The sequence below is a fragment of the Gemmatimonadaceae bacterium genome, assembly GCA_019637355.1.
Taxonomy (GTDB): domain Bacteria; phylum Gemmatimonadota; class Gemmatimonadetes; order Gemmatimonadales; family Gemmatimonadaceae; genus Pseudogemmatithrix.
Genome location: JAHBVT010000001.1, coordinates 3073326 through 3098073, shown reverse-complemented (window position 1 = coordinate 3098073; position 24748 = coordinate 3073326). Strand labels below are relative to the sequence as shown.

Here is a 24748-nt window from a genome sequence, read left to right as displayed (position 1 = left end):
CTTGCGCCGCCCGCCGCCGCGCCACCTTGACCGAAGCCGACTTCTATATGACTAAGGGCGCCACGCGCCGCCGAAGTGCCAGCCGCCGACCCGTTGCGCCCCCGGGCCGGCGTAGCGAGCATTGCGGGGTGACTGGCGCCATCCCTTTTCCGTTTCCGGTCGAAGGCACGGTCCTCGCGGCGGTCGTCGCGGACGTCATCGCTGCCGCTGAGTCGCTCGGCGTTCCGCGCGCGGAACTCCTCACGGCCTCGGGTCTGGACGCCGCGGTGCTCGCCGATCCGGACGCCCGCGTTCCCGTCACCGCCGATTTCGCGGTGTGGCTCGCGCTGTCCAATCGCCCGATCGGGCTTCCGTTGGGCGAGAAGCTTGGCGCGACGACGCTCGGCGCGGTCGGCTACGCGATGCAGCACGGGCGGACGGTGCGCGAGGCGCTGCAGTGGTTCCAGCGTTATCGGGCGGTGCTGCATCCCGAACTCGTGCCCGAGATGGACGAAGTCTCCACGTCGAATGGTCGGCGGCTCGTGCTCAGCAAGGTGATGGCCGGGCCGTTCGCGCGGCTGCGGGAGCCGGTGTACGCCTACGCGAGCGCTGCCCGCGCGCTGCTGCGTGGGCTCACCGGAGCGCCGGTTGCGGTGCGGTCCCTCAGCTATCCGTTTCCGAGCGCGGATGACGCCGCCGCGCACGAGGCGTGGTTTGGCTGCCGGATCACCTGGGGTGCGCCGCGCTTCGAGATCGCCTTCGACGCCGCTGTGCTCGACCGGCCGCTGCCGCGTCACGACCCACGGTTGTTCGGGTATCTCGCGCAGCAGGCCGAGCGGCTGTTGGAGGAAGTGCCCGACAGCGGCAGCACACTGGCGATGGTGCGTCGCGAGATCGCGGCGGAGTTGCCGTCGGGGGAGCCGCAACAGGGCGTCGTGGCCAAGCGGCTCGCGATGTCCGTGCGCACGATGCAGCGCCGGCTCGCGGCCGAGGGCACGACCTTTGCGGCGCTCGTCGAGGCGATGCGCCGTGAGCGTGCGGAGTTCCTGCTCTCCGACCCGCGGCTGACGGCGAGTGAGGTCGCGTTCTTGCTCGGGTTCAGCGAGCCGGCGTCGTTCTTCCGCGCGTTCCGGCGCTGGACGGGTGAACCGCCGCAGCGCTGGCGGGCGGCACGGCGCTAGGCGGAATGCTGGGCGCGACGGCGCGTTCCAGCGTGGAACGGGACGAATCGCAGCAACCGTTGGCCGGCACGCCGTGACGGACAGTGCAGTGCAGCGTGTCGCCAACGGAAGGTTCCCGCGTCCCCAAGGAGAGCTCCCAGATGTCGCAGTTGCTCACCCAGTCCGGAGCAGTCTCCGGCCTCTTGGCGGTCATCGCCGCAGTCGCAATCGCACAACAGCCCATCGTCGTGCCGGAAATCCCGAGTTGTCGTAACTGCGCAATCGTCGCGGGAAGTGAGGTAACTCTCGGTGACCCCGATACCCCTGAGCTGAATCGGGCTCCGGTGTGGGTCAGCTCTGGCGCCAACGGGCAAACGTTTGTCCTTGAGGAGGTTCACGAGGGCGGTCCGTTCGTGTACGATGGCAGCGGCCGCTTCGTGCGCCGCATTGGAGGCAGCGGTGGCGGTCCCGGAGAGTTCCGCCTCGCGCTGGCTGCGCTTACCGACGCCCAGGACTCCGTGTGGGTGTTCGATGTCCGCGCCGCTCGGCGCTCCGTGCATTCGCCGGCCGATCCGTGGTCGTACGTGCGATCCGTGCGAGGACCGACCGGGTGGAGCGACGTGCGCTTGCTCCGCGACCAGCGTTTTGTGACGAGCCGGCCGCTCGCCAGCGCAGATGGTCGGGTGACGTTGCTGCAGGTATTCGGCGCCGAAGGAGAGCACATCAGGGGAATCGCGACGGCCGAGGCACCAGGGGCAGGGGTCGCGCCTCGAAGTCTCGATCGTGCACTGGCCGCGTCCGTCCACGGCGTATGGGCCGCGCAGCGCCTCGGCTACCGGCTTGACGAGTGGACGCTCGACGGCGCACTGCGCCGCAGCTTGGTGCGGCGCGCCGACTGGTTTCCAACGCGTGAAGTTGACCCCGGGGCCACAGACACCCGCGCACCGCTGCCCGTCCTGCAATCACTACGCGTGGACGACCGGGGCCGCCTGTGGATCGCCGTTACGCGTGCGGCGCCGAGTTGGCGGGAGGGCGTCGGAACGCCGAGCGTTCGTGCAGGGGATGTCGTCGGGTGGACGCTCCTCGACCGCATTCCACAGCTGCTGTATGAGACCGTCGTTGATGTGATCGATCCTGATCGGGGGGCGCTGATTGCCACCACCGTCATCCCGGGCTTCTATCCGTGGTTGCTCGCCGATGGTCGCATTGCCGGATACCGCACCGACGAGGATCAAGTGCCGAGAGTCGTGGTGCGCGCGTTGCGGCTGACCGGCGCCCCGTAAGCGCCACCGATGCGCGAGCCACGTTCGGCCACTTCAGCGTCGCGGCGGCACGGGCACCCAGCCGTGCACCGGTCCGAGCCCCTCGAGGTCTGTCGGATCCACATCGTACTCGAGTAGTGCGACGCGCGGTGGCAGCGCTGACGCCGGCAGTGCATCCCACTGGCGGGGCGAGAGGAGGAGCATCTGACCGGCCGGTGGCGCCGCGACCGGAGCACCCGTAGCGGTCACCTGCACTTCGATCTCGACTTGGTCCCGCAGCGCGTATTGGAGGGCCCCGGCCACTTGCTGGCCTAACTGCGCGTCCGTCTCGCGCAGCACGAGGTGGCGGAGCCTCCCCGTGCTGCGAGCCCTGAGCAACGTGGCGACCAGCGCGCGCGCGATGGCGATCCGCACGTAGGTCACGTCGCCGGGACGTTGTGCGGTGGCCGCCGTCACCTCGCGATAATGGAAGTAGGTCGAGATCAGGCGCCCGTTCGGGAGCGCACCGTCGCCGAGCACGTGTGGCACCGCCGTCACGCGCCACCGTTGCGCAATCTGGCGTGCGATGGATCCGGCAAGCGTGCGGCTGCACTCGGCGACACTGACCGTCGGTGTTGACGCGCTCCGGCGTCGTTCGAGTGCCGCGACCACCTCCGCATTCGACAGACCGTAGCGCTGCTGCGCCGCCGCGAGCATCTCCCCCAGGAACGCATCGAGACTCGATTGCGCGCCGACGACGGGGAGCACGATGGTGCCGCGGCGCGCATCCACGCGCACCAAGCCCGCCTGCGCCAACTCGTGATACGCGCGTCGCACCGTGTGGAGGTGCACTCCGTACTCCTGCGCGCCGCTGCGCAACGATGGCAGGACTGAGCCCGGTGCGAGTTCACCGGTGGCGATCGCGAACCGCAGACGGTCAACGAGCTGCTGATACGGATGCGGTGTCACGGCTTGACTGGCCTCGCGCTGCAGGGTACGCTGTGTCAGAATATATAACAATAACACATAACACATTACGTTCTGTTATGAGAATGCGCAAGCTCTGTGGGGTCATCGTCGCGTGGATGCTGGTCGCATTGCTACCTGTCGGCGTCGCGTCCCAGATGCCGACTATCCATCTCGACGTGGAGCGGTACGAACTCCCCAACGGGCTTCGGGTGATCCTCGCGCCCGACTCCACGACGGTGATGGCTGGGCTGCACCTCTGGTACGGCGTCGGCTCACGCGACGAGCCGAGCGGGCAGATGGGTTTCGCACATCTATTTGAGCACGTGATGTTCGGCGGCTCACAGCACGCACCGGCCGGCGAGTACGAGCGGCTCATCCGGCAGGGCGGCGGGTGGAGCAACGGGTTCACCAATCACGACGCCACCGGCTACTTCGTTAGCGTGTTGGCGAACCACCTTGAGCAGGTGCTCTGGCTCGAGGCCGATCGGATGGGTTTTCTCATTTCGTCGCTCGACTCGGCGCGCTTCCTGGCCGACCGCGAAGTTGTCAAGAACGAGCGTCGCGGCATCGTAGATGCGCCGTACGGTCGGATGCACGAGATAATGCTCTGGGCGATGTACGGTGCGTCGCATCCGCACGGGTGGTTTCCTGCGGGCTATATGCCTGATCTCGACGCCGCGTCGCTCGACGATATCCGTGCGTTTCATCGCACCTGGTACGGGCCGGCGAACGCCACGCTCGCGATTGCGGGAGGGTTCGACCCTGCCGTGGTGCGCTCACAGATCGCGCGCTGGTTCGGCGACCTCACCGGCCCAGAGGCGGTTCGCCGTGTCGCGGTGCCTTCGGCGCCCTTGAGGGCCGAGCGGCACCTGGTCTACGAGGAGAACGTCGCCGCTCCTCGCCTAGCAGTGTACTGGCCGAGCTCGGCACTGGGCACGCCGGACGACGCGGCACTGGCGACGCTCGCAGCGGTACTCGCGCAGACGGGCTACTCTCGGCTCACACGTGTGCTCGTGCAGGAGCGGCAGTTGGCGTCGCGCGTCACCGTCAGCCAGTCAGGCTGGCAGCACACGGGCGAGTTCAAGCTCACGGCGGAACCCGCACCGGGACAGACGCTCGCGGCGATTCTCGCCGTGGTGGACTCACTGATGGCGGATGTAGCCGCACACGGTCCGACTGCAGAGGAGGTTGAGATGGTGCGAGCCACGCTGATGACCACTTGGGTCGCTGGCCTCAGCGCCGCGGACGAGCGCGCATATCGCCTGATCCAAGGGAGCGTGCAAGCGGAAGATCCCGAGCATTACGCGACGTACCTGCGGCGCTTGCACGAGATGACGCCCGCGCAGGTTCGCGACGCGGCGCGGCGGCACCTCGGCAGCCGACGCGTCGTGCTCAGCGTGGTCCCCACCGGAAAGCCGGAGCTCAGCGCACACCCTGGCACGAGCGCGCGCGTGCGCATCGCCGCAGACGGCCGTGGCTACGACATCACGGAGGTGCCGTGATGCTGCGCGTCGCCTTGTTGGTCGTCGCCGTGTGTGTGGGTGCCGCGGCTGCCGTCGCGCAGGAAGGTCCCGTCGATCGACGCGTGCCGCCGCAACCCGGGCCGACTCCGGCCATCCAGCGGCTTCCGTTCGTCTCCAGCGAGCTTCCCAACGGAATCCGGCTCGTGGTCGCGCGCCGCACCGGTGTGCCCTTGGTGTCGTTTACCCTTGAACTTGGCGGCGGTGCATCGTCGTTCGATCCCCCAGCGCTTCCGGGCGCGGTGTCGCTGCTCGCCAACCTGATGGAGCAAGGGTCGCGAAGCCATCCAGGACAGCAGTTCGCGGAAGCGAGCCAGCGACTCGGCGTTCGCATCGCGCTGAACTTCGGCCGCGAGGACGGCACGATCGGCTTCACGGCAATGCCGAACCACCTCGAGTCGGCGATGCATCTCGTCGCCGGGCTCGCAGCGGAACCCGCGTTCGACACAGCGGCTTTCGAACTCGTCCGCCGTCGTGCGATCCAGACCGTGACGGGATGGCAGAGCCAGCTCAACGCGCTCGCCACCGGGACGTTCCTCAACGCCGTCTTCGGCGAGCAGCATCCCTACGCGAAGGGACTGCGTACCACCGAGCCGCTCACACGAATCACCTTGGACGACCTGCGCGCGGTGCACCGCGAGTACCTACAGCCGGGCCGTGCGACCATTCTGGTCGTGGGTGACGTCGATCCGGCAACGGTGCGCGCTCAGGTGGAGGCAGCCTTCGGTGGCTGGTCCGGCGATGGCGCGCCAACGCGGTTCGACTATCCGCCGCTTCCTCGCCGCACCGGAGCATCCATCCACCTCGTCGATCTCCCGGGAGCGACGCAGACGCAGTTCCTCATCGGACTTCCGGCGATGCCGCGTGCATCGCCGGACTTCTACGCCGCGGTGATGCTCAGGCAGATCTTGGGCACGGGGCTGCAATCGCGACTCAGCCAGAATCTCCGAGAGCGGCGTGGATTCACCTACGACATCTGGGCCGGCTTCGAGTTCGGGCGTGGGCCCGGCGCGTTCCGTGTCGTCACGGCGGTCGAACGCAGCAAGACCGACAGCGCACTCGTGGAGATCCTGCGCGAACTGCGGGGCATCGCGGGCGAGATCCCGATTGCCGAGGCGGAGTTCGAGCAAGCGAGGCAGGCCATCGCGTCGTCGCTGGTCGGGCGCTTCCAGACCGTGCAGTCGACGGCGTTCGCCCTGCGGGGCATCGTGCAGCAGGGAGCGGGCGAAGACTTCTACATCGATCTGGCGCGGCGATACCAAGAGGTGACACGCGAGGACATCGTCCGCGTGGCTCGGACTTACCTCGACGTGGACCGTATGGTTGTCGCCGTCGCTGGGGACCGCGCCACCATCGAGGCGATGCTCGCCAAGCTCCAACTCGGCCCGATCGTCATTCACGATGTCGAGGGGCGGCCCGTCCGCTGACGGGCGGTGCGCAGTACGTGCGTCGGCAGCGCTTCTAGAAGTCGTGCTCGCCGCGAGGGCCGCGGCGTCGCTCCTCGAGGTGCCGGACCGCTGCCTCCAGTTGCTCGTCTTGGCCAGCACGGATGCCATCCAGTGTTTGCGGCACGATCACGTCGGGAGCGATGCCGACGCCGTCGAACTCCACGCCGCCCGGCGCGACATCGTGCTTGGTCCGCACGCGTGCCTGTCCACCGCCCGGCAGCCGGAAGACATACGGCTGCCCCGTGCTCCCGCCCGTGGGGAGCCCGACGATCGCGCCGCGCCGCATCCCCTGGAACATCGCCGTGACGTCCTCGGCGGCCGAGAATGTCATCGGGCCCACGAGGAACGCTACGGGCGCGTCGTAGCGATCAATCGTTGGGTCAAGCGCCAGCGTGTCCGCGGGAAGGTGCATCGTGAGACTGTGGAACCCGCGCGCCTTCCAGAACGACGGCATCGTGCGGATCCACGAGGTCGGCAGCACGATTGGTGCATCCGCCAGTGCGCGGAGCAGGCCGAACCCGAGGGACGAGTTGCCGCCGCCGTTGCGGCGCAGGTCCACAATCAGCCCTTGTGTGCCCGCGAGGCGTGCGAGGCTTTCCTGCACCATCGCCGCGATGCGCTCGTCCTCGAAGTGGTCAATGCGCAGGTAGCCGATGCCGTTCGGCAGGATGCTGTCGCGCACGGCACGTCCAACCGTCGCATCGCGCGGCGTGTCACGCGGCACGACCACCTCACGACGCGGGGCGCTCGCTGACGCGAGGCCGAGTCGCAGGTCGCGGTCCACCGGACCACGCAGCAGGTGGTAGCCGTAGACCCGCACCTCGCGATCCTGCGGCGTGGAGGAGGACACATACGGCGCGATTTCCCGTGCGGCATACGAGTCGACCAGCTCACCATCAATCGTCTCGATGATGGCACCGGGCTCCACACCGAGCGCCCGGGCCGCCGCCGACGCCGCGCGAATGACCACGCGTCCCTCGACCCGCTCCGTCGTGATCGGGGGCCGCGCCCAGTGACGATCCACCAGCGCCGGCGGGGGATACACGTTCGTGTGTCCGTCCTCGAGTTGCGCGACGAGGCGCTGGAGTTCCTGCCAGGCCGTCCACTCGGCCTCGGCGGCGATCACGCGCGGGATGGCCGCACGGTACAGCGAGTCCCACACCGGCATCGCACCGCGCTCTATGTTCGGGAAGCCCCATCGCACCTCGGCCCAGAGCAGCGAAAGCGCCGCGATGCGATCGGCCACGTCAAACGACTCCGAGCGGAACGCGGTGGCGAGTCGCAAGCCAGTGCGGGTGCGCCACGCCGCGTCGTAGCTGCGGGCCTCGTCAGCGGTGAGCAGACGTGTGAGCGTGGAGTCAAACTCCGACAAGGGGCTGCTCGGCGGGGGATCGGCGTTCAGGGCGCGCAGAAAATGCTGATGCGCCGCGGCGGTGTCGCCTCGAGCGAGTCCGGCGCGCGCCAGATCCATCTCGAGGTTGAGCGCGCGATTGGCGAGGTACGGATAGCCATTGGCGAGGTCGCGGAGCTGCGGCTCGCGCAAGCGCGAGAGCAGCGACTCGAGTTCGGTGACACCGGCGGAATCACCCGCCCGAAGCAATGCGGCCGCGCGGCCGCGCGCGCGTTGGATCTCGTCGTGCGCCGACTTGGCCGTCAGCTCCTGGGCACCGCCCTGCGCCGCAGCGCACGTCAGCACTGCAGCGAGCGCGCCGAGTCGAAGGCAGCCCGTGCGGTTCACAGTCCGGCGCGTTGAGAGAAGCGCGCCGTCCGTACCCAGACCGTCTGGTAGTCGCCCGGAAACCGCATAGAATCCAGCCGCAGCTCGCCCGCGAGCAGGCTGCCGGCGTCGTGCGGTCCTTGAACGCAGGTGGAGCGTACGCTGATCACGTCCACACAGCCCCACGAGATCACGAAGTAATCATCCTCACGCTGATACTCGAACGGCACGACGAAGCGGCGAGGCGCGGTGCCGGGGAAGGCCAGTCGCGTGATTTTCTCGCCGCGGCCGGCCTCGTAGAGGCGGATGGTGTCGGCGACCGGCGCACTGGGCGCCGCAGGTGCGCTCGTGATGATCTCGACCAGCGCGAACTCGTCGACGATGCGGCGCGCGTCGGTTGGGGCGGCGCAGGCCGCGGTCGCCAGCACGAGCGGAATGAAGAAGTGCCAGTGTTTGAGCATCGTCGATTCCTCGAGCCAGAGTCAGTGAGTAACAGCGTCCACCGATGGCTACCCGCGACTGAACGACGCGTGTCACGCGGCTGGGGCGAGCCGTCCTACCGCGGGATGAACGGCAGCTTGAATGCGCTGTTGGCGCCTCAGCGAATCTGGAGCCATTATGGAGCAGCACGCGCGCTTTTCAGACCGGAGATTCTATGCGTCGGCTCCCCAATGCCGCGGCACTCCTCACGGCAATCCTGAGCGCAGTCGCCTGTGCGGGGTCCTCCGCCAGCGGCTTCCGCTACCGGCTGACCGGCTCGGACCAGCTGGATATGGCGGCGCGACGGGGCGACTTGGCCCGCGTGACCCAACTGCTGGATGCCGGTGCGCGGCCCGTTCCTCCGGCACCGCTGACGGAGAGCACCTTGTGGTTCGCGGTGCAGTCCGGTGACATCTCCATCGTGCGACTGCTCCTCGACCGTGGAGCGGACCCGCGTGCCGACTTCGAAGCGTTCGTCGCGGCGGCGGCGATGGGACGCGTGGACATCGCGACGCTCCTGTTGGAGCGGGGGGCGGGTCTGGATATGCGAAGTGTTCGCCAGGACGTGACCGGATGGGCCGCCGGGCCCGGGGGGTTCGACCAGGTGCGTATACCGGAGGCAGATCTTGCGCCCGAGCGATTCGCCGAGACGATGCGCCGCTTCGACTGCCAAGTGTCGGCTCCGATTCCGCTGACACACGCGACGCTGGGCTACGGCGATGGTTCGACGCCGGAGACGAGACGCCAGGTTCTCGAACTACTCTTTGACCGCGGTGCCGACCCCAACGCCACCGACCTGACAGGCGGAACCTTGTTGATGCTGGAGTACGGATTCGAACTCGACTCGCTGCTGCGCGCGCGGGGGGCGGACCCCGACCGGGCGGATCTCTGCGGACGCACGGCCGCCGACTACGAGGCGCGCCGCGCGGCGCGGCGGGCGCGTTGGGAATCGCGTCCGAGACCCTAGCGTGATCTGGCGCTTCATCGCCGGACTCCTCCGGCCGACACCGCGCGGAAACCTCCGCCGCCTCCGCGCGCGCGGCGAGTCGCTCGCGGACCTCACCATCCGCGACGCGACGGCGACGGACGTGCCTGCCTTGGCTCGGCTGCACGTCGTGACCTGGAACGCGACGTACGGCGTGTTCGGACTGAAGGGCCCCAGCGCGGACGTCCGCGAGCAGCAGTGGCGCGCGAAGTTCGCGAAGGACGACCCCGATTGGTTCTGCCTGGTCGTCGAGCGCGCGGACGGTGCGCTGGTGGGCTTCGCACAAGCCAACCGCAGCGATAACCCGGCGTACGAGGGCGAGCTCGCGAAGATCCACCTGCTCCGGGACTACCAGCGACTCGGCTTGGGGCGACGCCTCGTCGGACGGGTGGCGCGTCGGTTCGTCGCGCGCGGAATCACGTCGATGTGGCTCTACGGCGACGCGCGGAACCCGTCGAGCCGAGCCTGGGTGGCGCTGGGCGCGGAGAAATGCGACGCGGATCCCGGCAGCGGCAACTATGGATGGCAGGACATCGCGGCGCTTGCGCGGCTCCCTGAGTAGACTTCCCCACATGGGCCTCCTGACCTTCAGCCTCAACGTCACGCTCGACGGCTGCGTCGACCACCGCGTAGGAATCGCTGACGACGAGACCCACGCGTTCTTCACGCGAATGATGGACGAGGGCGGCGCGATGTTGTGGGGGCGCGTCACCTACGAGATGATGGAGAGCTACTGGCCGGCGGTCGCCCGCGGAGACGTCGACGCCCCGCCGGCACTCCGCGAGTGGGCGGAGAAGCTCGATGCCAAGCCGAAGTACGTGGTCTCGTCGACGCGTACGGACTATCCCTGGACCAACAGCCATCACCTCGCCGGCGATTTGCGCACGAGCGTGCAGCGGCTGAAGGATGCGACGCCCGCCGGCGTACTCCTCGGCAGCGGCGCCCTCGCGACGGAACTTGATCGCTTGGACTTGATCGACGAGTACAAGTTCCTCGTCCAGCCGAGGATCGTCGGCCACGGCCCCACGTTGTTCCAAGGCGGACTGCCCAGCACGCGACGGCTGCAGCTGGTCTCGTCGACGCCGCTCAAATGCGGTGCCATCGCCGTCCACTACCGACGCGAGCGCTAGGTCGCGACGGCGCCCGCGCGCGCCTTGCTCGCAGCGCCTAGAGCCGGCCGGCTCGCCAACTCCAGATCCCGTAGATCAGCACCACCGCCGCGAGCGCAGGCCACAGCGTCAGGATGCGTCCCGCTGCCACGATGCTCCCCTCGCTCGGCGTGCGCAGGTGCACGACGATGAACGCGATCACACCGATGATGACGGCGCTGCGTCGCGTGACCGCAGCGACCATCGGTGACCAGTGGGCGTGCGTCAGCGCACCCGTGAGCAGCAGCGCGGCGAGCACCACGAGTGTGATCTGCAGAGTGGCGTCGTACGGGGTGGGGTCGCCGGATCCAAGGATCATACGCCAATCTCCGCCCTATCGCGGTCTCCGTCAACGTTGCCCTCCGCCTGATACTGGCTGCGCATCTTGTGCCGTGTCGGCAGGCGACGCCAACGTTAGCCGATGCGCCTACTGGCCTACTTCGCCTCGACGTTCTTCGTCACCTGGTCGCTGTGGCTGCTTGCATCAAGGCTCGCAGCACCCGGCAACACCGGATTCTTCGGCGGCCAAGGACCGGTGTTCCTGCTCGGGGTCTTCGCGCCGGCGATCGTGGCGCTGGCGTTCACGGCGCGCGCGGAGGGTCGCGTCGGCGTTGCCCAGTTGCTCGCGCGCATCGGGCATTGGCGCGTCAGCGCGCGGTGGTACGTCTTCGCGATCGTCTACTTCGCGGTCATCAAGCTGAGCGCGGCAGTCGTGCACCGCCTTCTCACGGGTGAGTGGCCGCTGTTTGGCACGACGCCCGCAGTGATCTTGCTGCTCGGCATCGCCTTCTCGACCTTGGCGCAGGCCGGTGAGGAAGTGGGTTGGCGCGGCTACGCCCTTCCACGCCTCTCGGCATACCTGGGACTCGGCGGCGCGAGTCTTGCGCTCGGTGTCGTGTGGGCGGCCTGGCACATCCCGCTCTTCGTGCTCCCGGATAGCGGCAGCACGGGGCAGTCGTTCCTCGTGTACCTGCTCCACGTGATGGCGTTGTCGGTCGCCGTCGCCTACCTCTATTGGAAGACCGACGGAAGCTTGCTCCTCGTGATGCTGCTGCATTCCGCGGTGAACAACACGACAGGCATCGTGCCGACGGCGGTCGGCGGAACGATTGCGCCGGTTGCCTTTGGCGGCTCGCTGGTGGCGTGGGCCACGGTGGCGATTTCGTGGGTCGTCGCCGTTCCGCTGCTGTTCCAGATGCGGAAGGCTGACATCAGTGCGATGCGGACACCGGCCTCACGCTGAGTACGAGCAAGTCACGCCCGTCCAACTCGCGCTCCCCATTCCAAGCCGCGCCGCAGACGCTCCGATATCCTCCGTGCTGTCCTTTTCGTGCACACCGGAGGCCGTGATGTCGCGCTTGCCCTGTTCCGTGATCTGTGGTGCCCTGCTGCTGGCCGCCGCGCAGGCCTGCAGCAGTGACGGCCCCGCCGCGCCTGCAGGCAACACCATCTCGATGAGTTCGACCAGTTTCGTGCCTGCATCGTTGACCATCGACGCCACCGAGTCGGTGACCTTCCGGAATCCGAGCGGCGTGCTGCACAACGTGACCTTCTCGACGGCGGGCTCGCCAGCGAACGTCGGCGACCACAGTTCGGGACAGAACTCGCGCAGCTTCCCGACCGCGGGCACCTTCGACTTCTCCTGCACGAACCACGCCGGGATGGTCGGCTCGATCACCGTCCAGTGACGCTGCGCTGCCGCTGGTGGTGCCCGGGCGCGCTAGTGATGCTCGCCGCGCTGCTGTTTGCGGCACCGTCGCGGTCCCACGCGCAGCGACCGATGGACGCCACGCCGAACACGCGCGCGCCGTGGACGATGGCACCCGGGCAACCGGCGCTGCTGCTCTCGCACCGCTTTGAGTTCATCGGCGGTGGCGACGAGTTGCTGAATGTCCCGCTGATCGTGGTCGGCACCGCCGTCACGGAGCGCATCGCCATCGGACTCGACTTCACGTCCAACAGCGAAGTGACTGCCGAGTCGTTCGGTGGCAATGAGCGGCAGTGGTGGGTGGCCTATCGCGCGCTGTCGGGAACGCGCCTCGGGCTCAGCACGCTGCTCGCCTACAACTCGGCCGCGCGCAGCGTCGACGTGGCGGCAACCACCACGACGCGTAGCGGCCGGATCACGCTGGTGGCCGAGGCGCGGGGGTTCAGCGATGCGTTTGGCACGGGAGCGGCCGGCGTGGCGGCCAGTGGTGGCGCATCGTTCGCGCTCACGCCGTACCTGAGCGTCGGTGGCGACCTCGGCCGAACGTTCAGTCCCGACACCTTCGGCACCGTGTGGACCGGCGGCATCACGCTGGCGATTCCCGGGACGCGACATCAGTTCGCCTTTCACGCGTCCAACGGCGGCGCACCGACGTTGCAGGGTGCCTCGCGCACCAAGGTCATCGGACCGCAGCCCCGCCGCTACGGCTTCACGTTCATCGCGCCGCTGGGCTCGGCGGCGCAGTGGAGGCGCGTGTTCCGTCCCGGGGACGACGATCCGTCCGTCGGCGAGGCAAGGGCATCGGACACGGTACGCGTGCGCGTCCGCGACCTCGCCTTCAAGGCGGACACCGTGCACATCCGCGTGGGTCAGTGGGTGGAGTGGATCAATGACGACCCGGTGCCGCACACGGTCGCGGATCCAGGGGGCGCGTGGCGCAGCGGATTCCTGATGGCAGAGCAACGCTACCTGCGGCGCTTCACGACGCCCGGCCGCTTCGAGTACGTCTGCGAGCCGCACCCGCATATGAAAGGGTTGGTGATCGTCACACCGTGAACGCGGATCGCGCGCGCTTACGGCGTGACGACGACGGTACCTGTCATCCCTGAGTGATTGGTGCACTGATACTCGAACGTACCGGCGGTCGGGAAGCTCCGGGTCGCCGTGCCACCACTCATATTGGCGACGTTCGCGGGTGCGCCGGCAGTGGCGAAGGTGACGTTGTGCACGCCGAGCGTCGCGTTGGACCACGTGACGGACCCGGTGACCGTGATCGTGACGGACTGCGGTGAGAAGCTGTTGCCGCTCTCGTAGCCGTCGGCCGACAGCATTGCGACATCCGCGGTGAGTGCACCGCCGCCGCCGCCGCCAGGTCCAGGCCCAGGTCCAGGTCCTGGTCCGGGTCCGGGCCCGGGACCGGGACCGGGACCCGCCCCCGGGCCGGATGGCGTTCCGCTGTCACTGCACGCAACCGTTGCCGCGGTCAGCGCCACGAGTAGCGCGACGGCGAGACGGCGTGCTGCGGTCGCCGGTCTTCCAAGCCGAACTCGGTCCATCCAATCCTCGTCGAGAGCGGGAGCGGTCGTGACACATCCTCGTGCATTCAGGGTAGGAGAGGTACGCCGAAAGCGCTTGGAGCATCGTGGCTCGCTTGGACGCTCCGCCCATTCCGTTGCCCAGGAGGAGGGAATGTCAGCCCCACCCACCGCTCGCGCCTCGCGACCGGCGCCGCCGACCTCCCGCTCCGTGCGCGTTCCAGGGTTTGAGGTGATGACCGGCACGCACGCCGTGGGCTCCGCGTTGGCGGTGCATTGGCACGATCAGCCGTCCTTGTGCTATGTGCTGCACGGACGCTTCGACGAGTACTCCCGCGGCCGCGCACTGGACTGCACCAGCGATACGCTCAAGCTGACCGCGGTCGGCGAGAAGCATTCGGATCGCTTCGCCCACAGCGACGTGCGCGGCGTGCGCGTCGACGTAGACCCGGCGCGCTTCGTGGACTCGCCCTCCATCGCGCGGTTGCTCGATGGCGAATTCTACCTGCGCGGCTCGGGCGCGCGGGCGACGTTCAGTCGCATCGTCGCAGAGCTCGAGTCCGGTGACGACATCGCGCCGCTGGTGGTCGAGAGCGCGCTCCTCGAGCTCTTCGCGCGCCTCGCCCGCGAGCACGTGCGCGACGCCGGTCGCCGGACGCCGGCGTGGCTCCTGCGCGCGGACGAGATCGTCCACACGCTCTTCGCGACCCCGCTGACGCTGAGCCAGGTCGCACACGAGGTCCAGGTGAGTCCGTCCGCGCTGGCGCGGGCGTATCGCGCACAGTTTGGCGTCAGCGTGGGCGAGCGCGTGCGTCGGCTGCGGCTCGAGTGGGCGGCCGAGGAGCTTCGCCGCAGTGGTGAAGCGCTTTCCGTGATCGCGTTGAAGGCGGGCTTCTACGACCAATCCCATTTCACCAACGCGTTCCACCGGACCTTTGGCGAGAGCCCGGCGCGCTATCGGGCGCGCACGACGTAGTCGGGTGCCGGCACAAGCGTCTGGCGCGCCTGCCGGCTGTGCCGTACACTCTTCCGATGGACTCACGCCTGCGCTGCAGCTTGGCCTGCATTGTTTCGTTGATGACCATCGTCGGCGGCGCACCACTCACCGCACAGGCGTCGATCCAGGTCCGCATCGCGGACACCGCCGGCGTGGCCGTCCCCTTCGCGCTCCTCGAAGCGAACCTCGGCGGCCGTCGCATTGCGGACAGCCTCGGCCGCGCGAGCCTGGAACTCCCGCAGCGGGCGGATTCCATCCTCGTCACGGTGCGGCGCATCGGCTACCAGCCGACCAGTGCAGTGCTACGCCAAGGCAACGCGCCGACGCTCATCGTGCTGACGCCGGTCGCGCGTTCACTCTCGGCGATCGTCATCTCGGAGCGTCGCAACAACCTGCTCGTCGCGCGTGGGTTCTACGATCGCTTCGATCGCGTGCGCGCCGGCGCCTACACCGGTGAGTTCATCACGCCCGAGGACCTCGAGCGCATCTCGCCGAGCAGGCCGTCGCAGGCCTTTCGGGGATCGCAGTATGTGAGCATCCAGCGCACCGGCCCGCGGCAGGTGGCGACGCTGCTGGGGCGTGGCCGCTGCGGCTACACCATTCTTGTGGACGGCGTGCGCGTTCGCACGCTTGAGGAGAACGCCGCTGGCACGACGTCCATCAATTCTCGAGGGACGGCGCGCCAACGCGAAGACACGAGCATCGACGAACTGGTGAACGGACTCGAGATCGCGGCGATCGAGGTGTACCCGAGCGCCGCGACCGCCCCGGCGGAAATTCAGGCCCGCGCGATGGGCGGACGCGGCAGTTGCGGGATCGTCGCGATCTGGACGGGACGCGGCGGATAGGCGCGGCGGAGGTGGCGCGGGCGCGCGGGTTTGCCGCTCGGAAGACTGCGGGGTACCTTGAGGAATGCCCCGCTATTGGACCTGCGTCACGGCACTCGCGATGGCCCTCGTGGGAAATACTCCAAACGTGCAGGGCATCGCCGCGGCTCAAGCCGCGCCTACCTGGCCCGTGCATTCGATGGAGCGTCCCAAGCCGCCGGTGGTCACGCCAGGACCTGCGGGTGCGCCGGTGGCGCCTCCCTCAGATGCCATTGTGCTCTTTGACGGCGCGAGCCTCGCGGCCTGGCGCAGCGGCGACGGCCAGCCCGCGCGCTGGCGCATCGTGGATGGCGCGATGGAAGTCGTGCGCGGTACGGGCGGCATCCAGACCGCACGCGGCTTCGGCGACATCCAACTGCACATCGAGTGGCGCGCCGCAACTCCGCCCAGCGGATCGGGACAGAACCGCAGCAACAGCGGCGTGTTCCTGATGGGGCGCTACGAAGTGCAGATTCTGGATTCGTACGAGAATGAGACCTACGCCGACGGGCAGGCAGCAGCGCTGTACGGCCAGCAGCCGCCGCTGGTGAATGCGGCGCGGCCGCCCGGTGAGTGGCAAGCCTATGACATCGTGTTTCGCCGCCCGCGCTTCGGCGTTGACGGCAGTGTCCTCGAACCGGCGCGCATCACGGTGCTGCACAACGGGGTGCTCGTGCACGACGCGGTCGCCTTCGCCGGCGCGACGGCGCATATGCGTGCCGCAAGGTATGAAGCGCACGAGGATCGGCTACCGATCGCGCTGCAGGATCACGGGGATCCGGTGCGCTTCCGGAACGTGTGGGTGCGCGAGCTCGAGGCACCGCGCTGAGGGGCGGAACCTGCGCACGTTGACGTGATCGATGCTCACGGGTCGGCGAGGACGCTGACGAATACGCGGAGGCCCCTGACGCGGTCACCGTCGGGCAGGCGTCGCACCTCGATCGTTGCCGGCGTGTGCACGACCCACGGCGCCGTGGCCGCTTCGACCCGATAGCTACCCGGCGCCAAGCCGAAGATGACGAACCCGCCATCGCTGAACGTCGTCACGCGGTGCCGGCGCCCGCCATCCGTCGCACTCAACGTCAGCGCGAAGGCGGGCACGGGAACGGTCGAATCGGCATCGACGCGACGCTGCACGACGCCCTCGACGATGCCTCCCGAGAGCACGGGAAGGTCCACGCGGCGGACGCTGTTGGGGGTCGGCTCGACCTCGAGTCCTGCCAACGCGGGCACCCACAGCGGCGATTCGAGCGTGAGTGCGTCCAGTTCGACGCGGACCGGTTCGAACGGCAGGACGTCCCAGACGTGGTACCAGCCGCCCGCATCGGTGCTGGCGGTCGCCGCACCGACGCGGACCGAGACACCGGCCAGTGGCATTTCGTCGGGACCCAGTACGCCGTCGCCGTCGAGGTCGAGGAACACCCGACCTCCGACGCCGCCACGCAGGAGGAGCGGGCCGCGCACCGCGCCGATGGCGCGGCGCGGCGCATCCACATACGCCGCCCCTTGCACCTGATGCGTTCCTTGATACCCGCCGACGGCATCATACTGCGTTGACGAGATGATGCGGGCGCGCGGCAAATCCGTGTACACGCGCAAGCCAAAGTGCGGCGGCGCCGCCGACGCCCCGGTGGCCGTGAGCTCAAGACGCAGCGCGGCTGACAGCGTCCGCGCCAGCGTCGCGCTGAGCGTCCCCCGGCGATCATCGCGCAGGTCGGCCGACAGATAACCCCAGTAGCGCGACCACCGCGGGCCCCACCGGGGTGACGGCGAGGCGAACCAGGCGAATCCGCTCGCGTAGTGCGACGACGGCGCCGCGAGCGGACGCGCGGCCGCGTCGTACTGGAGATACGGAAAAACCTGTCCGACCCGCGAGCGCAGGCCAAGCGCGACCCGCGCGCGCGTCGCGCGCCCGTGGTCGCCGTGTTCGCCGCGCCACAGTCCGTTCACGAACACGGCGTCGTTCCACCGCGCCGGGCGCAGGAATACGGTTGCATTCAACCGTTCCTGCGCGCCGGTGCCCGGTCCACCGGCAAACGGATTGTTGCGCGCGGTGCTGCTGCGCTCCAGCAACACCGCGCGATCGATCGACGGTTGCCAACGCAGTACCGCGCTGGCGTCGCTCGTGGACTGCGCGAATGCCGTGGCGGAGAGCGTGGTGGTCGCGAGCCACGAGACCGCGCCGTACGGGCGTGCCACGCCGCGCCCACCGACGCCGCGCTGGTAGTCAGCCCCGGCGCGCAACGTCAGGACTGGCGTAAGGCCGACGCGGAAATCCGCATTCCCCGCCACATCACAGACCGTGAAACGGCACTGCCCGGCGCTCAGGCCATACTCGGCGCGCCCGGCCGGCAGGAATTCATCCGCGGTCAGCGCGAGGAATCGTTCCGTCCGTAACAGCGCCCCACCCGGACCGCGGGCCACCAGATCGATGACATTGCCGCCGTAACTCGCCGCGATGGGCACGGCATCACGTGAGCCCCGCAGCGTGTCGACGCGGACGAGCCTGCCGTTCACGAAGCTCTCGACTTCCCAGGTGCTGTCCCCCGCGGCACGCACCGGAATGAGCCCGTAGTCGAGAGGGCGCAGGAACGGCGCGTTCGTCAGCGCGATGCCGCGCAACGCCGTGCCGCGCGGCCCGCTCGCCGCACCATCGCCGAGACGCGCCTGCGCAAGCCACCGGCGGTCCCGCCACACCCCGAGCCAAGAGGCCGAATGCTGCGCGTGTTCGCCGTCGAGGCGGCCGGCGACGATGCCTTCGAGCGCGCCGCCGAGAATCGAGCCGCCCATCGAGGCGAGATAGGTCCCGGTGCCAAGCGGACGGCTATCGGGTACCTGCAGGAGATAGTCCAGCGTTCCGCCACCGACCCAGTCACGCGACAGCGGACGCGCCGCGCCGACGGGCTCGACGTGCGTTGGCTCCAGCAGTCGCGCGTGGCGCTGCGCCCGCCTGACGGCGTCGACCGGCGGAAGCGACTCGGCGTCGACGATCTCGACGCTCAGGGACGCCCATTCCACGACCAGGCGTGCGCCGATTGCGTTGCCGAGTTCCTCGGTATCCACATACGCCACGCCCTCGCGCAGGAGAACGTGGCTAGGCGCGGGTGCGCCCGCGCGCCGCCCGACGCTGATGCGGCCACGCGCCGCCTCAAGCCGCACGACGGCGCCATCCCGCGGACGCACGAATCGGACGACGGCGGAGTCATCGCCGGTCGCGGGGACGTCGACGAGAGTGAGCACGTCGCGCAGAGGTAGTGCGATGCGTTCGCCGCGACGCAACCCCGGAAGGACCTGCGCGCGCAAACCGGGAAGGACCACGCTGACAAGCACCGTCTCGACGCTGTCCTGCGCGCCGAGCGCCGGTGCACCAACGGTCGCCGTGCACAGGAGGGCACAATGCAACGCCAGCCGCGCAGCGCGCGGCAGTGTGCGACCGGATCGGCGCACGCGCGCGATCGCGCCCTACGGACGCGTGACGCGCAGCGGGAGCCGGAATCCCGGACTCGCGCGCAGGGGCGCAAGTGTTCCGGGCGGCACATCGCTGCGTACAGCGAGCGGTGTGATGCGCAAACTGTAGTCGCCTGCGGCGAGGCCGGGAATCGCCATTCGAATGAGCGGATCGACCGGCACGTAGATGCTTACCGGCTGATCGTGCGTCGCCACGACGCTGCCGTCCGTGGACTCGAGCGTGAAGCGCAGCGTCCCGAGAAACGCGGCAGTCCCGGCCGGCGTCAGGGCGAGGCGGATATCAAGCGTATCGCCGTGCTGCCGGACGCGCGGGGGCGCGATCGCAATCTCGGTCTCGACGGCGCCCTTACGGTACAGGAGCGTGGTCACCGCCTTCACCTCGATGCTGAGCTCGGTGCTGATGGCCGCCGACTCTTCTGCGGCGGCCCGCGGCGCGTACTTGGACGCGACGACGATGCGCGTGAGATACTCGCCATCGGCCAACGTCGCCGGGGGGCGCGCCAGGAACCGCACCGTCTGGCGACCACCGGCCGGAATCGTCAGCCGGGCCGGATACACCTCCAGCCACGAGGTCGCGGCACGCATTCCCGTCGGCACCGTCGGCGGAGTCTCCAGTCGGTACTGCCCAAGCGAGTCTGTGACGGGATAGCCGAACACCAACTCGACCTGTACCTCCGTCGGTCGATCACCAGGATTGAACAGCTCGAGCGCACCGGCACGCGTGCGATGGTCCATCGCGAGCACCGGAGGGGACACAATCACGCCCTGCGCGGCGAGCGACGCCGAGACGAGCAACAGCGCGACGAGTATGGACCAGCGAACGCGCATCACCACGGCACCTCATTGGCAAAGAGAACGACCTGGGCGTGATAGCGCCCCGGCAACTGCGCCGCGTGCACCGCAACGCGACCGGCGAGGTAGATCAAGAACCGACCGGTGGACGGCACGGTGAACGTCTGGCGCAGTCTCGGGTCGAACCGCTGCCCGTCGACCGGTGTCTGCGCGGCCGAGTAGGCAGCCGACGTGGCATCGAAGGTCACTGGCACGACCTCGCCCCGCGGCCCATTGAAGGTGGCCGGAAGGTTGAACCACACTTCGACGCGCGCGCCCGCACGGCCGATCACCTCAAATGCGCCGGTGTCGCTCGGCGCGTGCAGGGACCCGGCCGACGTTATTCCCCCCGATACAGCATTGAACTGCAAGGGACGCAAGACGTTCGCGCGGAGGGTCTGCTGCGCCTCGAGCTGAGCGGCGGCGATGACCGCCGTCGCGATGACGGTCAACAGCAGCGTCGCGAGGCGCCTCCAGCGATGCAAGCCTCGCGCGCAACGCAAGTGCCGATGCCCCTGATGGGACGGACACCGAGACGCCGAAACCCGCGCCAAGGCGCGGGAATCGGCGAACGCGGCAAACGGACTCGCGCGCATTCACACCCTAGAGTGCGACGATCTGAATCGAGATCGTTCCGGTGTAGGTGCCAGTGGTCTGACCGGCCCCGACGGCACCGAGTGTCGCGCCCACCCAGACGTAGCCCAGCCCTCCGGCGGACAGTGTGGGCGAACCGGTCATCGCGGGTCCGACCGTGATGCCCTGCGCCGTGCAGCCCGCATTGACCGTCGTCGTGGTGAAACAAGCCTGATAGTTCGACATCGACAGCGTGGCGCCCGCAGGACCGTTGAGCGTCGCGGGCAGCGACGTGAAGGTGATCGAGAGACTGGTACTGGGGATGCCCACGACGTCAAAGCGGCCTGCCGTCGCGGCCGACGGCAGCACCGTCGTCGCGCCGGCACCCTGCGCCAGTGTGCCGAACCGGACCTGACCGGTCACACCGCCGGCGGCGGAGACCGCCAGCGCGGCACCAATCGTGGTGGTCGCAGTCATATTCGCGCTGACTTGAGCCGAGACGGTGCTCGCAGTGAGGACCAGGAAACCGACTCCAGCAATAACTCGAGAAAAACGCTGCATCGAGGGTCTACTCCCTAGTGAAGTGTGCAATGTTGGACGAGAAGGAGTGCGGAGCGGCACGTGGTCGCCCCACTGACGGCTACAACGCGACGATCTGAATCGACAGCGTACCGGTATATGCGCCGGTGGTCTGGCCAGCACCGATGGCGCCGAGCGTCGCACCAATCCACACGTACCCGACGCCGCCGGCCGAAAGCGCTGGCCCACCGGTCATCGACGGACCCACCGTGATGCCCTGCGCGGCGCAGCCGGCGTTCACCGTCGTGGCCGTAAAGCAAGCCTGATAGTTCGTCACCGCAATCGTGGCGCCGGCCGGCCCGTTCAGCGTCGCGGGCAGCGCGGTGAACGTGATGTCGAGCGCCGTGCTCGCGATGCCGATCACGTCAAAACGGCCTGCAGTCGCGTCCGAGGGCAGGACCGTAGTCGACGCGGCGCCCTGCGCCAAGGTACCGAAGCGGAGCTGGCCGGCCGCGCCTCCCGCAGCAGACACCGCCAACGCCGCGCCCACTGTGGTGTTCACCGTCATATTGCCGCTGACTTGAGCGCTGGCGGTGTTGGTGGCCAATGCGAGAGCAACGACAAGGGCAGAAAGTGCTGAGTACACGCGCATCGTGGGACGACCTCCGAAAAGGGGATACCGAGGCTGCTGAAAACAGCCCGGTGATTCAGCAACCGTGACGCGAGGCAACCCCGCGTCACAAGCGAACCCTAACTGCGTGAGGCCCAGATGCCAAGCAGAAACTAGTCAGTGTCGCACAATGTGACACTTGGAGACTTTGCTTGCCTGCCGCCTCAAACGGGTCACTCACAGCCATTCCCGAGTTGCGGTCCAACACTGAACTCGCTGGATCTATCACGATAGAACGGCCTTTGTTGTGTCGAAAGTGGCCAGTGTCAATATTCGGGGCGTCCAATCAACCAAACCTGACTATGCGCCACATCAAGCTGCTCGCCCCCGCCGCAATCCTCGCCCTCAGCGCCTGCCAGGGCGATTCGCCCATCGCCCCGCGGAACTCCCTCTTCGAATCGCGGCCCGGTGTGACAATCGAGAACTCCCCAGCCGTGTTGGCCGCGCGCGTGCACGATGCGGGTGGCAGCGCGGTCGGCATCGTCTCGACGAATCCGTACCTCGTCTCCATCAAGGGTGACGACAACGAGATGAGCTACAAGCTCCAGGTCACCATCGACGCGCCCGTCGTCTCCTCAATCACGCTGCCAGCCAGTCACATCGCATTCCGCGGCACACGGGCCTACGTATCGTATGCGCCCGCCGGTGAGACGCTGGTCGGCGCGGTCGATGTGTTCGACATCTCGACGCCCTGGAAACCGAGCCTCATCTCGTCGGCCCGGTTTAGCGACACCAAGATCACGACGATGGCAGTGGAAGGCGATCGCCTCTACCTCGGCACGGTGACCGCCAACGAGAAGTATCCGGACGCGACGGCGGTGCTGGAGACGATCCAACTGGACGAGAGCGGTCGCCTGAGCACGCGTAGTGTCCGCGTCGCGGTGCCCAGCCACGTCGTCACGGGCATCGCCGTTGCCCAAGGAAACGTCTGGGTCGCATCGGGCACGAGCGAGAAGCGGCCCGGTGGCCTCACGGTGCTGGACGCCGCCACGCTCGAGATCACGATGCAGGAGACGCTCGCCGACGTTCGCGCGGTGTCCGTGAACGGTAGCGTCGTGACCGCCTTGCTCGGTTCGGATGCGCGGATGCGCCTGTACGACGCCGCGAGCCAGAAGTTCATTAGTGAGTTCGGGGTCGGCGGGCTCACGGCTCCCGGTCACAAGGCGACGATTGCCAACGTAGCCAACTGGGCCTTCGTCGCCGCTGGCGACTCGGGCGTCGTCTTTGCGCGCATTCGGCAGAATGGCAGCGTGACGGGCACCAAGCTGATGAGCTGGGGCAGCCCCGCCGGCGTACCGGGCGTGCACGACGACGACGCCGTGACCAACGCGGTGGCCGTCAGCGGCTCGTACGCGTACGCCGCGAACGGTGGCGCCGGCGTGTGGGTGGCGCGCGGGAATTGGTCGAGCACGGCGCAGAACCTGACCCCCGCCATCACGCCCATCGGTCGCCTCGACCTGCCCGGCGTGTCGAGCAATATGGTGGGGGTCTACGGCGGCTCGCTGTTCGTGGCCGCTGGGCTCGGCGGGCTCAAGGTCCTACAGCAACCGACACCTTAAGCCCTGGCACGCCCCAAGCCGGGCTCAGTTCGTCCGCAACTCCCGGAACCCGATCATCCGGCCGCGCTCCTCGTCCCACAGCGCGAGGCGCAGCGACTTGAGCGCCGACTTCAGCGTGATCACCGGCGCTTCCTGGAACACCGGATTCTCCTCGTGCGCCTTCTTCAGCTTGTAGTTCGGGATCTTGGGGCCGAGGTGATGCACGTGGTGCAAGCCGATGTGGCCGGTGAACCAGTTGAGCACCGCCGGCAGCTTGAGGTGCGTGCTGCCGGTAATCGCGGCGGTCGCGTAGTCCCAGGTCTTGCTCCGCTCCCAGTACGCTTCCTCGAACTGGTGCTGCACGTAGAAGAGCCAGATGCCCACGGCGCCGGCGACGTAGAAGCCCGGCACGTAGAGCAACCACACCGAACGCCAGTCGAGCACCATATACGCGATGACGGCCAGGCCGACCATCGCCGCGTTGGTCATCCAGATGTTCCAGAGTTGCTTCGCCCCGGCGGCCTCGCTGGGCAGGAAGCGGAAACGCTGCAGCACCATCAGGTGCAGCGGCCCGATGCCGAAGAGCACGATCGGGTGGCGGTACAGCCGGTACTTGAACCTGCCCCAACGCGAAAGCGCCTGGTACTCGGCCACCGTCAGCGTCGTCACGTCACCCCAGCCGCGATGGTCGAGGTCGCCCGACGAGGCGTGGTGGATGGCGTGCTCGCGGCGCCAGGCCTGATAGGGCGTGAAGGTCAGCACGCCGGTAATGAAGCCCACTGCGTCGTTGGCCTTGGACCAGGGGAGGAACGAGCCGTGCGCACAATCGTGCATAAAGATGAACGTGCGCGTCTGCAGCCCGGCGATCGGGATCACCATCAGCGCGCTCGCCCACCACGCGTAATCGAACAGCCAATAGGCGATATACACCGCCGAGAACAGCAGGAACAGCGTCGAGAACAGTTGCCAGAGCGAGACGCGAACGTCAGCACCGGCGTACTTCGCGACAATCGCCTTCCAGTCAGTGCTGGCGATGGTGGGATTTGCGTTCTTCACGGGACGGGGGCTGGGGTCGAATCCGAGTCGTAGATGAATTGCAGCGTGACTTCGAAGACGAGGATGCTGTTGGGCGGAATGCCCGTGCGGCCGGCGCGGCCATAGGCGAGTTCCGGCGGGATAATCAACTGGCGTCGGCCGTTGACCCGCATCCCGCGCACACCTTCATCGAAGCCCGCGATCATCGAGCCGGATCCCGTCCGGAACCGCAGGGGCGTCGTAGCGTCTACGTTGCTGTCGAACTGTACTGCATTGCGAAGCTTACCGGTATAACGCACACCGACCGAGTCGCCGTTGACCATCAGGACTTCCGTCCCGTCGCCAACCTGAAGATCCCGAA

General features: G+C 68.2%; 26 protein-coding genes. 14 read left to right on the top strand and 12 right to left on the bottom strand.

Features of this window, described 5'->3' with window-relative positions:
- The first annotated feature begins 128 nt into the window (after nucleotides 1-128).
- Together KF689_14180 and KF689_14175 are read left to right on the top strand one after the other, a co-directional pair.
- Nucleotides 129-1160 (top strand): AraC family transcriptional regulator, encoded by a 1032-nt coding sequence (locus tag KF689_14180; GenBank protein MBX3134526.1) that lies wholly within the window; start codon nucleotides 129-131, stop codon nucleotides 1158-1160.
- Between the two features lie 140 nt (nucleotides 1161-1300).
- Nucleotides 1301-2422 carry a hypothetical protein gene (locus tag KF689_14175; GenBank protein MBX3134525.1) on the top strand — a complete coding sequence of 374 codons (1122 nt, stop codon included), beginning with the start codon at nucleotides 1301-1303 and terminating at the stop codon, nucleotides 2420-2422.
- 33 nt (nucleotides 2423-2455) lie between these two features.
- Here KF689_14175 and KF689_14170 read toward each other — a convergent pair whose 3' ends face one another.
- Nucleotides 2456-3349: a GntR family transcriptional regulator gene (locus KF689_14170; GenBank protein ID MBX3134524.1), complete on the bottom strand. Its 894-nt coding sequence runs from the start codon at nucleotides 3347-3349 to the stop codon at nucleotides 2456-2458.
- A 77-nt stretch (nucleotides 3350-3426) separates the two neighbouring features.
- On the opposite strand from KF689_14170, the gene KF689_14165 reads away from it, so the two are divergent.
- Both KF689_14165 and KF689_14160 read left to right on the top strand, forming a co-directional pair.
- Entirely contained in the window at nucleotides 3427-4851 is a 1425-nt protein-coding gene (locus KF689_14165; GenBank protein MBX3134523.1) for an insulinase family protein, read from the top strand.
- Nucleotides 4851-6296 carry an insulinase family protein gene (locus KF689_14160; GenBank protein MBX3134522.1) on the top strand — a complete coding sequence of 482 codons (1446 nt, stop codon included), beginning with the start codon at nucleotides 4851-4853 and terminating at the stop codon, nucleotides 6294-6296. The genes KF689_14165 and KF689_14160 overlap by 1 nt, the downstream gene beginning before the upstream one ends.
- Before the next feature lie 34 nt (nucleotides 6297-6330).
- Here KF689_14160 and KF689_14155 read toward each other — a convergent pair whose 3' ends face one another.
- Nucleotides 6331-8013: a S41 family peptidase gene (locus KF689_14155; protein ID MBX3134521.1), complete on the bottom strand. Its 1683-nt coding sequence runs from the start codon at nucleotides 8011-8013 to the stop codon at nucleotides 6331-6333.
- 38 nt (nucleotides 8014-8051) lie between these two features.
- Nucleotides 8052-8495, bottom strand: a complete 444-nt coding sequence (locus KF689_14150; protein MBX3134520.1) for a hypothetical protein — start codon at nucleotides 8493-8495, stop codon at nucleotides 8052-8054.
- A gap of 194 nt (nucleotides 8496-8689) precedes the next feature.
- Between KF689_14150 and KF689_14145 the strand changes: the two genes are divergently transcribed.
- The 3 genes from KF689_14145 to KF689_14135 are packed head-to-tail and all read left to right on the top strand — an operon-like array spanning nucleotide 8690 to nucleotide 10629.
- On the top strand, nucleotides 8690-9481 hold the full coding sequence (locus KF689_14145; protein MBX3134519.1) for an ankyrin repeat domain-containing protein: 792 nt from the start codon (nucleotides 8690-8692) through the stop codon (nucleotides 9479-9481).
- A 1-nt stretch (nucleotide 9482) separates the two neighbouring features.
- Nucleotides 9483-10061, top strand: a complete 579-nt coding sequence (locus KF689_14140; protein ID MBX3134518.1) for a GNAT family N-acetyltransferase — start codon at nucleotides 9483-9485, stop codon at nucleotides 10059-10061.
- 10 nt (nucleotides 10062-10071) lie between these two features.
- Complete coding sequence (locus KF689_14135; protein ID MBX3134517.1) at nucleotides 10072-10629, top strand: dihydrofolate reductase family protein; 558 nt, start codon at nucleotides 10072-10074, stop codon at nucleotides 10627-10629.
- 37 nt (nucleotides 10630-10666) lie between these two features.
- Here the strand turns inward: KF689_14135 and KF689_14130 are convergent, their stop codons facing one another.
- Nucleotides 10667-10966, bottom strand: coding sequence for a hypothetical protein (locus KF689_14130; protein MBX3134516.1), 300 nt, complete (start codon nucleotides 10964-10966; stop codon nucleotides 10667-10669).
- A 102-nt stretch (nucleotides 10967-11068) separates the two neighbouring features.
- Between KF689_14130 and KF689_14125 the strand changes: the two genes are divergently transcribed.
- From KF689_14125 to KF689_14115, 3 genes are all read left to right on the top strand, one after another.
- On the top strand, nucleotides 11069-11890 hold the full coding sequence (locus KF689_14125) for a CPBP family intramembrane metalloprotease (GenBank protein MBX3134515.1): 822 nt from the start codon (nucleotides 11069-11071) through the stop codon (nucleotides 11888-11890).
- A gap of 106 nt (nucleotides 11891-11996) precedes the next feature.
- Nucleotides 11997-12335 carry a hypothetical protein gene (locus KF689_14120; protein MBX3134514.1) on the top strand — a complete coding sequence of 113 codons (339 nt, stop codon included), beginning with the start codon at nucleotides 11997-11999 and terminating at the stop codon, nucleotides 12333-12335.
- Nucleotides 12332-13411: a hypothetical protein gene (locus KF689_14115; protein MBX3134513.1), complete on the top strand. Its 1080-nt coding sequence runs from the start codon at nucleotides 12332-12334 to the stop codon at nucleotides 13409-13411. Before KF689_14120 ends, KF689_14115 begins: the two co-directional genes overlap by 4 nt.
- Nucleotides 13412-13428: 17 nt before the next feature.
- On the opposite strand, the gene KF689_14110 is transcribed toward KF689_14115, so the two are convergent.
- Entirely contained in the window at nucleotides 13429-13686 is a 258-nt protein-coding gene (locus KF689_14110) for a hypothetical protein (GenBank protein ID MBX3134512.1), read from the bottom strand.
- Between the two features lie 358 nt (nucleotides 13687-14044).
- Between KF689_14110 and KF689_14105 the strand changes: the two genes are divergently transcribed.
- The 3 genes from KF689_14105 to KF689_14095 all read left to right on the top strand — a co-directional run bounded on the left by KF689_14105 (nucleotide 14045) and on the right by KF689_14095 (nucleotide 16582).
- Complete coding sequence (locus KF689_14105; protein ID MBX3134511.1) at nucleotides 14045-14866, top strand: helix-turn-helix transcriptional regulator; 822 nt, start codon at nucleotides 14045-14047, stop codon at nucleotides 14864-14866.
- A gap of 56 nt (nucleotides 14867-14922) precedes the next feature.
- The gene (locus KF689_14100; GenBank protein ID MBX3134510.1) at nucleotides 14923-15735 is read left to right on the top strand and encodes a hypothetical protein; all 813 of its coding nucleotides are present in this window, start codon (nucleotides 14923-14925) and stop codon (nucleotides 15733-15735) included.
- Between the two features lie 64 nt (nucleotides 15736-15799).
- Complete coding sequence (locus KF689_14095) at nucleotides 15800-16582, top strand: DUF1080 domain-containing protein (protein MBX3134509.1); 783 nt, start codon at nucleotides 15800-15802, stop codon at nucleotides 16580-16582.
- 35 nt (nucleotides 16583-16617) lie between these two features.
- Here the strand turns inward: KF689_14095 and KF689_14090 are convergent, their stop codons facing one another.
- The 5 genes from KF689_14090 to KF689_14070 form a co-directional block, all read right to left on the bottom strand.
- A complete protein-coding gene (locus KF689_14090) occupies nucleotides 16618-19200 on the bottom strand; it encodes a hypothetical protein (GenBank protein ID MBX3134508.1) in 2583 nt (860 codons plus the stop codon).
- A gap of 15 nt (nucleotides 19201-19215) precedes the next feature.
- Nucleotides 19216-20049, bottom strand: a complete 834-nt coding sequence (locus KF689_14085; GenBank protein ID MBX3134507.1) for a hypothetical protein — start codon at nucleotides 20047-20049, stop codon at nucleotides 19216-19218.
- A complete protein-coding gene (locus KF689_14080) occupies nucleotides 20049-20537 on the bottom strand; it encodes a hypothetical protein (GenBank protein ID MBX3134506.1) in 489 nt (162 codons plus the stop codon). The genes KF689_14085 and KF689_14080 overlap by 1 nt, the downstream gene beginning before the upstream one ends.
- A 118-nt stretch (nucleotides 20538-20655) precedes the next feature.
- Entirely contained in the window at nucleotides 20656-21102 is a 447-nt protein-coding gene (locus tag KF689_14075) for a hypothetical protein (protein ID MBX3134505.1), read from the bottom strand.
- Nucleotides 21103-21265: 163 nt separating this feature from the next.
- On the bottom strand, nucleotides 21266-21796 hold the full coding sequence (locus KF689_14070) for a hypothetical protein (protein ID MBX3134504.1): 531 nt from the start codon (nucleotides 21794-21796) through the stop codon (nucleotides 21266-21268).
- Nucleotides 21797-22116: 320 nt separating this feature from the next.
- On the opposite strand from KF689_14070, the gene KF689_14065 reads away from it, so the two are divergent.
- Entirely contained in the window at nucleotides 22117-23373 is a 1257-nt protein-coding gene (locus tag KF689_14065; GenBank protein MBX3134503.1) for a hypothetical protein, read from the top strand.
- A gap of 24 nt (nucleotides 23374-23397) precedes the next feature.
- Here the strand turns inward: KF689_14065 and KF689_14060 are convergent, their stop codons facing one another.
- On the bottom strand, nucleotides 23398-24408 hold the full coding sequence (locus KF689_14060) for a fatty acid desaturase (protein ID MBX3134502.1): 1011 nt from the start codon (nucleotides 24406-24408) through the stop codon (nucleotides 23398-23400).
- On the bottom strand, nucleotides 24405-24710 hold the full coding sequence (locus KF689_14055; GenBank protein ID MBX3134501.1) for an FKBP-type peptidyl-prolyl cis-trans isomerase: 306 nt from the start codon (nucleotides 24708-24710) through the stop codon (nucleotides 24405-24407). Before KF689_14055 ends, KF689_14060 begins: the two co-directional genes overlap by 4 nt.
- Nucleotides 24711-24748: the final 38 nt, after the last annotated feature.